Annotated in this window: 12 protein-coding genes; 3 read left to right on the plus strand and 9 right to left on the minus strand. The window is 73.2% G+C overall.

The genetic code is table 11. From position 1 onward, the window contains the following. Window positions 1–258 precede the first annotated feature (258 nt). The 8 genes from ABD665_RS06550 to ABD665_RS06585 form a co-directional block, all read right to left on the minus strand. Window positions 259–1,269, minus strand: coding sequence for an alpha/beta fold hydrolase (locus ABD665_RS06550; RefSeq protein WP_204911693.1), 1,011 nt, complete (start codon window positions 1,267–1,269; stop codon window positions 259–261). Then, on the minus strand, window positions 1,266–2,189 hold the full coding sequence (locus ABD665_RS06555; protein WP_204911692.1) for an acetamidase/formamidase family protein: 924 nt from the start codon (window positions 2,187–2,189) through the stop codon (window positions 1,266–1,268). The genes ABD665_RS06550 and ABD665_RS06555 overlap by 4 nt, the downstream gene beginning before the upstream one ends. Beyond that, the gene (locus tag ABD665_RS06560; RefSeq protein WP_344741529.1) at window positions 2,186–4,243 is read right to left on the minus strand and encodes an ABC transporter ATP-binding protein; all 2,058 of its coding nucleotides are present in this window, start codon (window positions 4,241–4,243) and stop codon (window positions 2,186–2,188) included. Before ABD665_RS06560 ends, ABD665_RS06555 begins: the two co-directional genes overlap by 4 nt. Beyond that, window positions 4,243–5,193 (minus strand): ABC transporter permease subunit, encoded by a 951-nt coding sequence (locus ABD665_RS06565; RefSeq protein WP_204911691.1) that lies wholly within the window; start codon window positions 5,191–5,193, stop codon window positions 4,243–4,245. Before ABD665_RS06565 ends, ABD665_RS06560 begins: the two co-directional genes overlap by 1 nt. Further along, window positions 5,190–6,110: an ABC transporter permease subunit gene (locus tag ABD665_RS06570; RefSeq protein ID WP_204911690.1), complete on the minus strand. Its 921-nt coding sequence runs from the start codon at window positions 6,108–6,110 to the stop codon at window positions 5,190–5,192. The genes ABD665_RS06565 and ABD665_RS06570 overlap by 4 nt, the downstream gene beginning before the upstream one ends. A 10-nt stretch (window positions 6,111–6,120) precedes the next feature. Beyond that, window positions 6,121–7,785 (minus strand): ABC transporter substrate-binding protein, encoded by a 1,665-nt coding sequence (locus ABD665_RS06575; RefSeq protein ID WP_204911689.1) that lies wholly within the window; start codon window positions 7,783–7,785, stop codon window positions 6,121–6,123. A gap of 238 nt (window positions 7,786–8,023) precedes the next feature. Then, a complete protein-coding gene (locus ABD665_RS06580; protein WP_204911688.1) occupies window positions 8,024–8,692 on the minus strand; it encodes an FCD domain-containing protein in 669 nt (222 codons plus the stop codon). Window positions 8,693–8,743: 51 nt separating this feature from the next. Next, window positions 8,744–9,559 carry an isoprenyl transferase gene (locus tag ABD665_RS06585; RefSeq protein ID WP_425562132.1) on the minus strand — a complete coding sequence of 272 codons (816 nt, stop codon included), beginning with the start codon at window positions 9,557–9,559 and terminating at the stop codon, window positions 8,744–8,746. A 70-nt stretch (window positions 9,560–9,629) separates the two neighbouring features. On the opposite strand from ABD665_RS06585, the gene ABD665_RS06590 reads away from it, so the two are divergent. From ABD665_RS06590 to ABD665_RS06600, 3 genes are read left to right on the plus strand one after another with little or no spacing between them, the layout of a single operon-like run. Beyond that, window positions 9,630–10,457 carry a methyltransferase domain-containing protein gene (locus ABD665_RS06590; protein WP_204911687.1) on the plus strand — a complete coding sequence of 276 codons (828 nt, stop codon included), beginning with the start codon at window positions 9,630–9,632 and terminating at the stop codon, window positions 10,455–10,457. A gap of 34 nt (window positions 10,458–10,491) precedes the next feature. Continuing rightward, window positions 10,492–11,232, plus strand: coding sequence for a DNA repair protein RecO (gene recO / locus ABD665_RS06595; protein WP_204911686.1), 741 nt, complete (start codon window positions 10,492–10,494; stop codon window positions 11,230–11,232). Beyond that, window positions 11,219–12,787, plus strand: coding sequence for a M1 family aminopeptidase (locus tag ABD665_RS06600; protein WP_204911685.1), 1,569 nt, complete (start codon window positions 11,219–11,221; stop codon window positions 12,785–12,787). The genes recO and ABD665_RS06600 overlap by 14 nt, the downstream gene beginning before the upstream one ends. A 167-nt stretch (window positions 12,788–12,954) precedes the next feature. On the opposite strand, the gene ABD665_RS06605 is transcribed toward ABD665_RS06600, so the two are convergent. Further along, the gene (locus ABD665_RS06605; protein ID WP_344741535.1) at window positions 12,955–14,019 is read right to left on the minus strand and encodes a proline racemase family protein; all 1,065 of its coding nucleotides are present in this window, start codon (window positions 14,017–14,019) and stop codon (window positions 12,955–12,957) included. Window positions 14,020–14,144 lie beyond the last annotated feature (125 nt).

The raw sequence follows: 14,144 nt of genomic DNA on the forward strand, positions 1-14,144 counted from the left end.
GCGTGCTCGCCGGCCCTGGTGCCGTTCCGGCCGGCCCCCCGCGAAGGGCCCGGAGACCCTAGGCTGACCTGAGAACCAGGCCCGAACCTCTCAGGCGAGCGCGAAGGCGGCGAGGCCGGCCACGACGACGGCGCCGCGACGCAGCGGTCGGACGTGAGGACGGGCGAGGGGCGAGGTGAGAGGTCCCCTCAGGGGAGGCCAGGGAGACGGTTCAACTCTCCATGGCCCTTCGCGGCTTCCGCCCTCGACCGCTCCGGGTCAGGCGTCCAGCCAGGCGCGCACCTCGCGGGTGAGGAAGTCCAGGTCCTCCGGGATCGTCCGCGGGTTGCCGGCGCGGTGGCCCCAGATGCTCGGGATCGGTGCCAGGCGACCGTTCCGCAGGAAGGGCAGCTCGGCCTCGTTGTCCGCGACCCGGAAGTAGAGGTCGGTCTCGCCCGGCAGCAGCAGCACGGCGGCCTCGATCGCCCCGAGCGCCGTCGGCAGGTCCCCGCCGTACGCGCCGCGGCTGATGTCGGCCTCGGACCAGGTGAGCGCCTGCGCGTAGAGGTTCGCGGCGCGGTTGCGGCTGAAGGAGTCGACCCAGTCGGTCTGCAGGAACGTGTCGAGGTCGGGAGCACCGAGCACGGTCTCGAAGAGGCGCTCGCGGTAGAAGTCCTGGCTCAGCCCCCAGCCGGCGTACACGTGGGCGAACGCGCGCAGCGTCGCCGTCGGCTCGGCCGAGAACCGCCCGCCGCCGAGGTGCTCCGGGGCCGCCTCGAGGACGCGGAGCAGGCCGGACAGGAAGACCCGGTTGTGCAGCGACGTCCGCGCGCTCCCGCACACGACGACGGCCCGCCGCACGAGCTCGGGGTAGAGCGCGGCCCAGTGGTAGGCCTGCCCGGCCCCCATCGAGAACCCGTACGCGCACGCCACTTCGCGGACGCCGAGGTGCTCGGTCAGCAGCCGGTGCTGCGCGCGCACGTTGTCGGCCATGGTCACGACGGCGGGGAAGTCGTCGTCGTCTGCCGCGGAGGACGACCGGCCGTTGGAGAACATGTCCGGCACGACCACGAACCAGCGGGTCGGGTCGAGCACGCCGTCCGGCCCGATCAGCCAGGCGAGGTCGTCGCTCGTCGCGCCGTAGCTGCAGGGGTAGACGATGACGTTGTCGCCCGTCGGCGCGAGCGTGCCGTGCGTCTGCCAGGCCAGCCGCGCGTCGCGGATCGTCCCGCCGCGCTCGACCTCGAGGTCCCCGAGCGCGAAGGTCCCGCTCGCGACGGGCCAGCTCACGCGAGGGCCCCGGTCGGCAGCAGCGCGTGCACGCCCCAGGTCTGGTTGGCCACCTGCGTGACCCGGAGGTCGACGCAGGTGCTGGCGAGCGCGAGCGCCTCGGCCTTGTCGAGGGAGTAGATCTGCTGCATCCACACCACCATGGCGTCGAGCGCGTCGCCGGTCGCGACGTTCAGGTCGGCGTCGAAGCCGAACGTGATCCGCCCGGCCGGCGCCTCCGCGTGGATCGTCGTGAGCGGGCGGTCGGTCGCCACGGTCACCGTCACCTCGGTGGTCATCCCGCACTCGATCGCCGTGCCCCCCACCTCGCCGTCGCCCTGCGCCGCGTGGCCGTCGCCGAGGTAGAGCAGGGCGCCGGGGACGGCGACCGGGAGGTAGAGCGTCGCCCCGGCCACGAGGTCCTTGCAGTCGACGTTGCCGCCCGAGCCGGCGCGGGGCGGGATCGTGGAGTGCTCCCCCGCCTCGGCCGGGGCCACGCCCATGACGCCGAGGAAGGGCGCGAGCCCCCGCACGAACCCCCGGGACTCGGTCCCGCGGCCGCTCTCGGCGTCGAGGTCCCACAGCAGCCAGGCCGGCGGGCTGTCGAGGAGGCCCAGCCGCTGCGTGACCGGGGTGTCGAGGAGGCCGGCGACCGTCCAGCCCCAGGGGTCGGGCGTCAGGTCCTCCAGGTGCAGCGCCAGCATCTGGCCCGGCTCGGCCCCGCGCACCTCGATCGGGCCGGTCAGGCAGTGCCCGCGGCTCTCGGGGATCAGCTTCGGCCGGTCCTCGCCGGGCACGGTCTGGCGCTCGACGTAGCCGGAGGCGTCGAGGGAGCGGACGACCACCGTGTCCCCGGGGTCGATCGACAGCACGGGCGCGTGCGCGCTCGAGAAGACGTCGGCGGTGGTCTCGGGGGTCGGGTCGAGGCGGGCGGTGGTCACCGGTGCTCCATCCCCTGCGGCTGCAGGTCGAGGTGTTCTCCGACCGGGCGGGCGCCGGTCAGCGGGTAGTGGCAGGCGACGGCGTGGTGGCCGTCGTCGTCGGGCAGGAGCAGCGGCACCTCCTCCGCGCAGCGGTCGGTGGCGAGCGGGCACCGCGTACGGAAGCGGCAGCCGCTCGGCGGGTCGACCGCCGACGGCAGCTCGCCGCCGAGCACGGCGGTGCTCCGCCGCAGCGTCGGGTCGGGCAGCGGGATCGACTGGATCAGCCCGGCCGTGTAGGGGTGGCGGGGCGCGCCGTACACCTCCTCGCTGGTGCCGAGCTCCACGAGCCGGCCGAGGTACATCACCCCGATCCGGTCCGCCAGGTACTTCAGCAGGGACAGGTCGTGGGAGATGACCACGTAGGTGAGCCCGAAGCGGTCCTGCAGCGAGCGCATGAGGTTCAGGATCTGCGCCTGGACCGAGATGTCGAGGGCGGACACGGGCTCGTCGGCCACCACCACCTTCGGGCGCAGCGCGAGGGCCCGGGCCATCGCGATGCGCTGGCGCTGGCCGCCGGAGAACTCGTGCGGGTAGCGGTCGGCCGCGTCGGGCGGCAGACCCACGGCCTCCAGCAGCTCGGTCACCGTCGCGCGCCGTCCGGCGCGGGTGCCGACGTGCTGGGCGACCAGCGGCTCGGCGACCAGCTCCGCCACCGACATCCGGGGGTCGAGGGCCGCGGCCGAGTCCTGGAACATCATCTGCAGGTCGCGCCGCCGCCGACGGAACGTCAGCCGGCCCATCCCGCGGAACGTCTGGCCCTCGAACGCGACGGCCCCCTCGGTCGGGTCCTCGAGGCCGACGAGCATGCGGCCGATCGTGGTCTTGCCGCAGCCCGACTCCCCCACGATCCCCAGCGTCTCCCCGGCGCGGACGTCCAGCGAGACGCCGGAGACGGCGTGCACGGCGCGCTTCGGCCCGAACAGCCGCGTGGCCCGCAGCCCGAAGCGCTTGTGCACGTCGAGCACCTCGAGGACGGGTCCGGCCGAGCCGGCGGTCCGGTCGGGCGTAAGACGCCGCCGACCGAGATCGTCCGCGGAACCCGCGTCCGTGCCGCGGGGGTGGAAGCAGGCGTGCTCGTGCCCGGGCCCGACCGCGACGAGGGGCGGGTCGAGCGTCCGGCAGTCCTCGCCGGCGAAGCGGCAGCGGGGCGCGAAGCGGCACATCGGGCCGAGCCCGACCAGCCGCGGCGGGGTCCCCGGGATCGTCGCCAGGTCGACCTGGCGGTCGAGCTCCAGGTCGGGCATGGACTCGAAGAGGGCCTCGGTGTAGCGGTGCTGCGGGTCGGCAAACAGGGTCGCCGTGGGCGCCTGCTCGACGATCCGGCCGCCGTACATCACGGCGACCCGGTCGGCGTGCCCGGCGATCACGCCCATGTCGTGGGTGATCAGCACGACGGCCATCGACAGCCGCTGCTTGAGCTCGTCGAGCAGCTGCAGGATCTGGGCCTGGATGGACACGTCCAGCGCGGTGGTCGGCTCGTCGGCGATCAGCAGCTTGGGCTCGCAGACCAGCCCGATCGCGATCATCACGCGCTGGCGCATGCCGCCGGACAGCTCGTGCGGGAAGGCCGAGAGCCGCTCGCGCGGACGGGGCATGCCGACCAGGTCGAGCACCTCGACCGCGCGCTCGTCCGCCTCCCGGCGGGAGCCCGCCCGGTGGATCCGGTACGCCTCGCGCAGCTGGCTGCCGATCGTGCGGGTGGGGTTCAGCGACGTCATCGGGTCCTGCGAGATCATCGCGATCTCGTTGCCCCGCAGCCGCCGCACGCCGGCGTCGTCGAGGGTCGTCAGGTCGACGCCGTCGAAGGTCACCGAACCACCGACCACGGCCCCGCCCGGGGGCAGCAGCCGGATGATCGACATCCCGGTCATCGTCTTGCCGGAACCCGACTCCCCGACCAGCCCCAGCGTCTCCCCCGCCTCGACGCGGAAGGTCACGTCGTCGACCGGCCGGACCGTCCCCGTACGGGTCACGATCTCGGTCCGCATGCCGTTGACCTCGAGCAGGCTCATCAGGCCGCCTCCCTCTCCGCGTCCGGGACCCGGACCTCCGTGACCACCGCGTGGGCCGGGCGCGCGCGGCGGCCGCCCAGGAACCGGGGCAGGTTCTGCCTCAGCCGCACCCCCTCGCGCGGGTCGAGCAGGGTCATCAGCTGGTCGCCGGTGAAGTTCGCCAGCAGGATCGTGACCGTGATGGCGGCACCGGGGAAGGTCGCCAGCCACCAGGACGTGGCCAGGCTGGTGGCCCCTGCGGCCAGGTCGCTGCCCCAGTCGGGCTGCGGCAGCTGCACGCCGAGCCCGAGGAAGCTGAGCGTCGACGCGGTGAGGACGGCCCAGCCGACGGCGCTGCTGGCGAGCACCACGACCTCGGTCATGAGGTTCGGCAGCAGGTGGCGGACCGACGTCCGCAGCGTCGTGGAGCCGAAGACCTGCGCCGCCTGGACGTACTCGGCGTTGCGGAGCTTGCGCACCGACGACTCGACCACGCGGGCGAAGCCGGGGGTGAAGGCGACGCCGAGGGCGATGACGATGCTGCGGATCCCCGAGCCGGCGGTCGCGATCAGGATCAGGGCGATGAGCAGGACGGGCAGGGCCAGCAGCACGTCGACGACCCGCATCAGCACGGCGTTCAGCCACCGCGGCGCCACACCGGCCGCGACCCCGAGGGCCACGCCCGCGACGACGGCGACGACCACGCCGAGGAGGCTGGCCGCCAGCACCGGGCGGGCGCCGAAGACCGTGCGGCTGAAGACGTCGCGCCCCAGCTGGTCGGTGCCGAACCAGTGCGCGGCGCTGGGCGGCGAGAGGAACGCGTCGGTGGTGTCGATGGGGCCGATGCCGCTGAGCAGCCCGGGGGCCAGCAGCACGAGGATGAAGACCACGGTGACCAGCGGGACGACGCGGGCGAGGCCCCCGTGCGCACGGGCGGTCGGACGGGCGGTGGCGAGCAGCGGGACGGTCACCGGGCACCCGCCAGCCGCGTCCGCGGGTCGACGGCGCCGACCACGAGGTCGACGGCCAGGTTGATCAGCACGTAGCCGATCCCGATCACGACGATGGCCCCCTGCACGACCGGGATGTTCTTGTTGCTGATCGAGGTGGCCAGGAAGCTGCCGAGCCCCGCCCGCCCGAAGATCACCTCGGTGATCGCGGCGCCGGTCAGGATGTTCCCGAACTGCAGCCCGATGGTCGTGATCGCCGGGATCGACGAGTTCCGCAGCGCGTGCCCGAGCAGCACCCGCCACTCGCCGCACCCGCGGGCGCGGGCCGAGCGGACGTACTCGCTGCGGTACTCCTCGATGATCCGTCCACGCACGAGGCGCGTCAGGATCGCGGCGTAGCCCCAGCCCAGCGAGACCGCGGGGAGGATCAGGCCCTTCGGCGTGCCGTCGTCGATCGCCGGCAGCCAGTCGAGCCGGACGCTGAGCAGCAGCACCAGCAGCAGGGCCAGGAAGAAGTACGGGATCGCCACCCCGAGGAAGGAGATCCCGCGGGCCACCTGGTCCACGACCGTCCCGGGCCGCGCGCCGGCGGCCAGCCCGAGGGGCACGCCGACGACGACGGCGACCGCGATCGCCGCCACGGCCAGCACGATCGTGCTCGGCGCACGGCTGAGCAGCTCGTGGGCCACCGAGTTCGACGTCAGGTACGACGTCCCCAGGTCGCCGTGGACGAGCTGGCCCAGGAAGTCCAGGTACTGGGTCGGCAGCGGCCGGTCCAGCCCGAGCTGAGTGCGCAGCGCCGCGATCTGGGCGGGGCTCGCGTTGGCGCCGAAGAGGATCACCGACGCCGGGTCGCCCGGGATGGCGTGGATCAGCAGGAACGCGACCAGCGTGATGCCGAGGACCACCGGCACCGCCGAGCCGAGGCGTCGGAGCACGAACCCCACGTCAGCTGCCCGCGGTGGCCGAGTGGAAGGTGACGTAGCCGTTGAACGTCGGGTGCAGGCCCTGGACGTCCGTCGGCGTCGTGAACGCCCCGTTGACGTCCCACAGCGGCAGGTAGATCGCGTCGGTCATCAGCGTCTGCCCGACCTTCTCGTACAGCGCGTTCCGGGCGGCCTCGTCGGCGGTCGCGTTCGCCTCGGCGATCATCTTGTCGACCGCCGGGTTGTCGTAGTGCGACCAGTTGAAGCCGGACTCGATCGCAGCGGAGTTGACCCAGATGTTCAGCAGGTACGGGTCGGCGCCGTAGTAGCCGAACGAGCCCAGGTTGTGCTCGCCCGAGTTGTACGAGACCTGGGCCGCCGTGAACGGCTGCACGGTGGTCGACGCGGCGAAGCCGACGGCCGCCAGCTGCGAGACCACGAACTGGGTCGGCAGCTCGAACCCGCCACCCGAGAACAGGATGATCTTGAGCTCGAGCTTCTCGCCGTTCTTGGCGCGGACCTTGTCCGGGCCCATCACCCAGCCCGCCTGGTCGAGCAGCTGCCCGGCCTTGACCGGGTCGTACGCGTACGTCGCGCTCGCGGCCTCGTTGTAGCCCGGGGTGATCGGGGTGAGGACGTTGTGCGCCGCCTTGTTCACGCCGAACTGCACGGCCGTGACGAGCTTCTCCTGGTCGACGGCGAACATGATCGCCTGGCGGACCAGCGGGTCGTCGGTCGGCGGCTTGGTCACGTTGATCGGCATCCCCGACGGCGTGCCGATGGCGGGGATCGTCACCTGCGTGAACTTCTGCGTCTTCTGCGCCGCGGCGATGCTGTTGGGCGGCAGGTTCATGGCGACCTGCAGCTGGCCCGACTGGAGCGCGTTGTAGCGCCCGCTGTCGTCGGCCACGATCCGGAACACCAGCTGGTCGAGCTTGGCCGGGCCGCTGCCCAGCGCGGCGGGTCCCCACGCGTAGTCCGGGTTCTTGACGAGCGTCAGGCGGTCGCCGGTGGCGTAGCTGTCGAACTTGAAGGGCCCGCTGCCGACCGGGTTGTTGCCGAAGCCGGTCGGCCCGTACTTCTCGAGCGCGGTCGGCGAGGCGATGCCGAAGTTGCCCGCCGCCTGCTGGTGCAGGAAGCCCGCGTTCGGCTCCTTGAAGCTGATCTCGACGGTGTGGTCGTCGATGATCTTGGTCTGCTTGTACGGGCCGAGGGCGCCGAGCCCGCTCTTCGACTTGGTCGCGGGGTCGACGACGTGGTCGTACGTGGCCTTGACCGCCTTGGCGTCGAACGTGGTGCCGTCGTGGAAGACGACGTCGTCGCGCAGGACGAAGGTGTAGACCGACGCGTCGTCGGAGACCGTGTAGCTCTTCGCGAGGCCCGGCACGAACTCGCCCTTGCCGTCCGCGGTGGGCAGCCACCAGACCAGCGGGTCGAAGACGGCCATCGAGATGAGCAGCGTCAGCGCCAGCCCTGTCGCCCCGGGGTCGAGCGTGTCGGGCGTGGAGGCGATGCCGACCGTGAGGGTGCCGCCGGTCGGGGTGACCGCGCCCGGGGCCGACGACGTCGGCTCGGCGTCAGAGGAGCACGCCGTCAGCAGCGGACCGACGGCGAGGCCGCCACCCATCGCGGCGGCGAGGCCGAGCAGGTTGCGGCGCGAGAGGGCGAGGCGGTGGCCACCCGGCACGAGGGCGGAGTCTCCCGCGGTCTGAAGGGCGGGCTGAGGGGCAGCTGGTGGCACCTGCATCGTGCGCTCCTTGTCCGGACACGAACCCCGACGGTTCGAGGGGCGAGAGCGGACTGACGTCCGCTGAGGTGCCCTCAGTCTCGCGTTCGTATACGAAGGGTGGATCACGAGCACGTTTCACCTGCGTAAAGGTATGGACCTCAGACCAGACCTGCGCGGCTCTTCCCGAGGTGCCCGCTCAGCGGGCGCCGGGCTCCTGCCGGGACTCGTGACGCATGGTCAGGACGTGCCGGCGGGCCTCGGCCTCGGCCAGCTCGGGGTCGCCGGCCTCGATGGCCGCGATCAGCCCGTGGTGCTGCTCCCAGGCGCGGGGGTCGCGCAGGGGCGAGCGCTGCCGGAGCAGCCACTGCCCCCGCTTCACCATCGGGATGGCGATGGCGACCAGGTAGGCGTTGCCCGTCATCTCGAAGACCAACGAGTGCAGGTCGCTGTGCAGGTCGGCGAGGTGGTCGAGGTCGCGGTCGGCCGTCGGGTCCTGCGCCTCGCTCAGGACCTCCTTCATCCGCGCGACCAGCGCCGGGTTCTCGCGGCGGGCGGCGAGCCTGGCACCGAGCGGCTCCAGGGCCAGCCGGACCTCGAAGATGTCGTCCGCCTGGTCCTCGTCGAGGGTGGCGACGAGCGCTCCGCGACGCGCGGCCGTCTCGACGAACCCCTCGGCCTCGAGCACCCGGATCGCCTCGCGCACCGGGTTGCGGGAGACCCCGAGCAGCTCGGCCAGACGGTCCTCGACGAGCCGCTCCCCCGGGACCAGCCGACCCGCGAGGATCAGGCGCCGCAGCTCGGCCGCCACCACCTCGCGCAGGCGCACTGGTGTCTCGCTCTTCGGCGCCGACGTCGAGGTACCCATCGCGGGAATGTATACGAAGACCGACGCGCGCGCTGCCGCTCCGGGCAGCAGCTAGCGCTGGACCTCGTTCGGGACGGCGCCGCCGTAGCGCCGGTCGCGGTCGGCGTAGAGCTCGATGGCGTGCCACAGGTCGCGCCGGTCGAAGTCGGGCCAGAGCCGGTCGAGGAAGACGAGCTCGGCGTACGCGCTCTGCCAGAGCAGGAAGTTCGACGTGCGCTGCTCGCCGGACGAGCGGACGAAGAGGTCGACGTCGGGGATCTCGGGCTCGTCGAGGAAGCGCCGGAACCGCTCCTCCGTGAGCTTCGACGGGTCGAGCCGGCCGGCGGCGGCCTCGGCCGCGACCGCGCGCACCGCGTCGACGATCTCGGCGCGGCCGCCGTAGTTCACGCAGAACTGCAGGGTCAGCACGTCGTTGTCGACCGTCTGCGCCTCCGCGCTCTCGAGCTCGGAGATGACGCTCCGCCACAGGCGGGGGCGGCGGCCGGCCCAGCGCACCCGCACGCCCATGGCGTCGAGCTGGTCGCGCCGGCGGTGGATCACGTCGCGGTTGAAGCCCATCAACCAGCGCACCTCGTCGGGCGAGCGTCGCCAGTTCTCGGTGGAGAAGGCGTACGCCGACAGGTACTTCACGCCGATCTGGATCGCGCCGGAGATCACGTCGAACAGCGCGTCCTCGCCCCGCGCGTGGCCCTCCGTGCGCGAGAGCCCCCGCTGCTTGGCCCAGCGCCCGTTGCCGTCCATGACGATGGCGACGTGCTGCGGCACCTTGTCGGTGGAGATCGCCGGCGGCAGGGCACCCTCGCGGTGCGGCGCGGGCGGACCGGGCGGTCCCGTGCGGCGCGGCACCTCCGGGTTCCTGCGGCTCAGTCGTGGCACCCGACGGACTCTAGTGCTGCGGCGCCGGAGGGAGCAGAATCACCGGCGAGGGGGTCGGGCCATGGGGACGGGACAGGAGCTGTTCGACGTCGCCGCGGGCGCGTACGACCGTCTGATCGGGCGCTACCTACCCACGCTCGGCCCGGCGTTCGCGGACGCGGCCGGGGTCGCGGCGGGTCAGCACGTGCTCGACGTCGGCTGCGGTCCCGGCGGCCTGACCAGCGTCCTCGTCGAGCGCGTGGGTGCTCCGCACGTCGCGGCCGTCGACCCGTCGGCGCCCTTCGTGGCGGCCTGCCGGGAACGGCACCCCGGGGTGGACGTGCGCCGGGGCGTGGCCGAGGAGCTCCCGTACGCGGACGCGACCTTCGACGTCAGCCTCGCCTCGCTCGTCGTCGGGTTCATGAGCGACCCGGTCGCCGGCGCCGGCGAGATGGGGCGGGTGACCCGGCCCGGCGGGAGGGTGGCCCTGTCCTTCTGGGACCTGGAGGCCATGCCGCTGCTCGCCACGTTCTGGCGGGCGGTCGCCACCGCGCTGGGGCCGGGGGCCGGCGGGGAGGACGAGCGGGTCGGACGGCGCGAGGGCGACCTCCGGCGGGTGCTCGAGCATGCGGGGATCACCGACGTCATGGACAGCCGGCTGACCTGCACCGCCACGTACGCCGACCTCGACAACTGGTGGTCGTCGTTCACCGGTGGGGCGGGACCGGTCGGCGCCTTCGCGCGCTCCCTCGACCCCGGGGCGGCCGACCGGGTGCGCGAGGAGGCCGACCGGCTGCTGGGGCACCCGCGGGACCCCTTCACCCTGGAGGCCGTCGCCTGGTGCGCGGTCGGCACGGTCACCCGAAGCAGCGCCGCCTCTACGACGGGCAGCACGGGCGGCGCGGCCTGAGCCCCGTCCTTGTCGACGGCAGGACAATGACGGTGTGCCCACCTACCGCGACCACGCCGTGGTGCTGCGGACGCACAAGCTCGGTGAGGCCGACCGCATCATCACGATGCTCAGCCGGAGCCGCGGCAAGGTGCGGGCGGTGGCCCGCGGGGTCCGGCGGACCTCGTCGAAGTTCGGCGCCCGGCTCGAGCCGTTCAGCCACGTCGACGTGCAGCTCGCGACCGGGCACTCGCTCGACGTCGTCGCGCAGGTCGAGTCGCTGGACGCCTTCGGCGGTCCGCTGAGCGCCGACTACCCCTCGTACACGGCCGGGCAGGTCATGCTCGAGACCGCCGACCGGCTGGTGGTCGAGGAGGGCGAGCCCGCCATCCAGCACTACCGGCTGCTCGTCGGTGCGCTCCGCGCCCTCACCGCGGGCACCGCGGACGGGCCGCGCCCGCCCACGCTGGTGCTGGACTCCTACCTCCTGCGCGCGCTGGCCGTGTCCGGCTACGCGCCGTCGTTCCGGGACTGCGCGCTCTGCGGGCTCGAGGGCCCGCACGCCGCCTTCTCCCCCGCCTCGGGCGGTGCCGTGTGCGAACGCTGCCGGCCCGCCGGCTCGGCCCGGCCGTCGACCGACACCCTGGAGCTGCTCGGTGCGCTGCTCGAGGGCCGGTGGCAGGCCACCCGGGAGGTCGCCCCGCGCGCCGCCCGCGAGGCCAGCGGCCTGACGTCGGCCTTCACGGCCTGGCACCTCGAACGCTCGCTCCGCTCGATGGCGCATGTCGAACGTTGACCCGCGCTGGCCGCCGCCCGGCTCCGGACCCGAGCAGCTGTCCGCCCGGCCGCGCCGCCCCGCCTGGGTCTACCTCGTCGTCGTCGCCGTCGCGCTGACCCTCGTCGCGACGCTGCTGCTGCCGCTCGGCCTGGCCGCTGTGTGGCGGCGGGTCGCGCCCGGCCTCGACGGCGGCGTCCTCCCGGGGACCGCCCCGTCCGACCGCTCGGCCGTCGACGGGTCGCGGGGCGTCGGCGACCGCTACTACCCCGACGCCGGCAACGGCGGCTACGACGTCACGCGCTACCGGATCGGCGTCAGCTTCGACCCCCGCACGGAGGTGCTGAGCGGCACGACGACGATCTCGGCACGCTCGCTGCAGAGCCTGCACAGCTTCTTCCTCGACCTGCGCCTGAACATCACCGAGGTCACCGTCGACGGCCAGGACGCCGGCCTGGCCAAGGACGGCGACGCGAACTGGCGGATCACGCCCGCGACGCCGGTCGAGGCCGGCAGCGACTTCACGGTGGAGGTCGCCTACGACGGGCAGCCCGGCGACCTGACCGACGCCGACGGCGGGCACCCCTGGTCGCGCAGCGGCGAGGAGTGGCTGGTCTCGGGCGAGCCGGAGAGCGCGGCCTGGTGGTTCCCGTCGAACGACCACCCCTCCGACCCGGCGCTGATGGACATCTCGATCCGGGTCCCGCGCGGCCTGCAGGCGGTCAGCGTCGGGCGGCTCGAGAGCGCCGACAGCGCGTCCGAGGCCGACTGGGACACCTGGCACTGGGTGTCGCGGCAGCCGATGGCGACCTACCTGACGTTCGCCGCGATCGGCAGCTTCACCCTGCGCCAGGGCGTCGTCGACGGCCTCCCCTACGTCTACGCGGTGACCGACCAGCTGTCGGCCGACGACCGGCGTACGGCGTTCACCAACCTGGAGACCTCCGCGGCCAAGGTGCGCGTGCTGGCCGGGCTCTTCGGCCCCTACCCCTTCACCGAGCTCGGCGGCATCGCCGTCGCGGACCCCGAGCTGCCGTTCGACGGGCTGGAGGCGCAGACCCGCCCGGTCTACAAGGCGCGCTCGTTGATCAACCCCGACTACGCCGACGAGCTCGTCACTCACGAGCTCGCCCACATGTGGTTCGGCGACAACGTCACCGTGCGGCAGTGGGACGACATCTTCGACTCCGAGGCGTACGCCTCCTGGGCGGCCTGGGCGTGGGCGGAGCGCAACGGCGGGCCGACCGCGCAGAGCGAGCTGCTGCGGATCTTCGGCCGGGCCCGCGACGCGCGGGACTTCTGGCGCGTGACGATGATCGACCCCGGCCGGCGGAACCTCTTCACCACCGTCTACGTCCGCGGCCCGATGACCCTGCAGGCGCTGCGCAACGTGATGGGCGACGAGGCCTTCACCCGGCTCAACACGGAGTGGGCGCAGGACCCGGGTTTGCGCAGCCTCGAGGACTGGATGGCCAAGGCCCAGTCCCTCACTCCCACGGACCTCCAGCCCTTCTTCCAGGCCTGGATCTACGGCACCACCGCCCCCGCCCAGACCGCGGCCAACGGCCTCGCCTGACGGCCCCACCCCGTACTGACCACTGGTCACTTGGAGCGTGACCATCGAGCCTGCGTGCGCCCGAACTGACCACTGGTCACCCCGAGCCCGAACCCCGAACCCCGAAGTGACCAGTGGTCGCTGGGGACCCGGACCGGCACCCGGCGAAGGCGCGAAGTGACCAGTGGTCAGCGCAGGACGAAGCCCGGGAGGGTGTCGTCCGGGTCCGTCACGAACACGTGCTCGCCGGTCCGGTGCGCGGTGCCGGTGATCGAGGGCAGGACGGCGGCGTAGCCGTCGGCGGTCGTCTCCCCCAGCACGCGGGCGACGAAGCGCGAGCCGACGATCGAGTCGTGCGTGAGCACCTGGTCACGGCCCAGTGCACCCGACGCGACGAGCGAGGCCACCCGCGAGGCCGTGCCCGAGCCGCAGGGCGAACGGTCGACCTCGCCGTCGGCGAAGATCGTCACGTTGCGCTGGTGCGGCCCCTCCGCGAGCGTGCCCAGGTCCTCGAACAGGATCGTCCCGTAGATGCCGCTCAGGCGTTCGTCGCTCGCGTGCCGGGCCGCGGGGTGGTCGACGAGGGCGCGCTTGACCTCGCGGCCGAGGGCGATGAGCTCGGTGATGCTCGCCGGCTCCACGCGGAGCCCGACCCGCGCGACGTCGAGGCTGGCGTAGAGCGCGCCGCCGTACGCGACGTCGACCTGCACCGGCCCGTACGCGGTCGCGACCTCGATGCCCGTCTCGACGACGTAGCTGGCCACGTTCACGAACTCGACGTCGGCGACCCGTCCGCCGACGGTCCGGACCCGTGCGGTGACGCGGCCGGAGGGCACGTCGACGACCACGTCGGTGACGCCGTCGTCCGGCGCCGGCACGCGGCCCGACTCGACCGCCCAGGCGCCGAGGGCGATCGTCCCGTGCCCGCAGGCGGTGGAGAAGCCGTCCTTGTGCCAGAACAGCACCCCGAGGTGGGCCCGGTCGTCGTCCGGCGGCACGAGGAACCCGCCGTACATGTCGGCGTGCCCACGCGGCTCGAACCCGAGGAAGCGCCTCAGCGCGTCGGCGTCGGTGTCCCCGATCGCCCGCGCACGCCGGTCGGCGACGTCGGTGCCGGGGATCTCCACGGGCGGCTCGACCACGATCCGGAAGGGTTCACCCCCGGTGTGGTAGTCGGTCGTCCGGACGGTCGGACGCTCCCTGAGCTTGTTGAAGCGTCGTCCTGAGCCTGTCGAAGGGGGCACCTGGGGCACGAGAGCACGGTAGTGGTCGGGCCCGCGACCCTTCGACACGCTCAGGGAACGTCCGCGGTGTCCGCCGGAGGGCGTGCACGCGGGAGCACGGTGGTGGCCGCGCGCCAGCCCTCCGACGAGCTCAG

Origin of the sequence: Microlunatus spumicola (genome assembly GCF_039536445.1) — a bacterium.
Classification (GTDB): domain Bacteria; phylum Actinomycetota; class Actinomycetes; order Propionibacteriales; family Propionibacteriaceae; genus Microlunatus; species Microlunatus spumicola.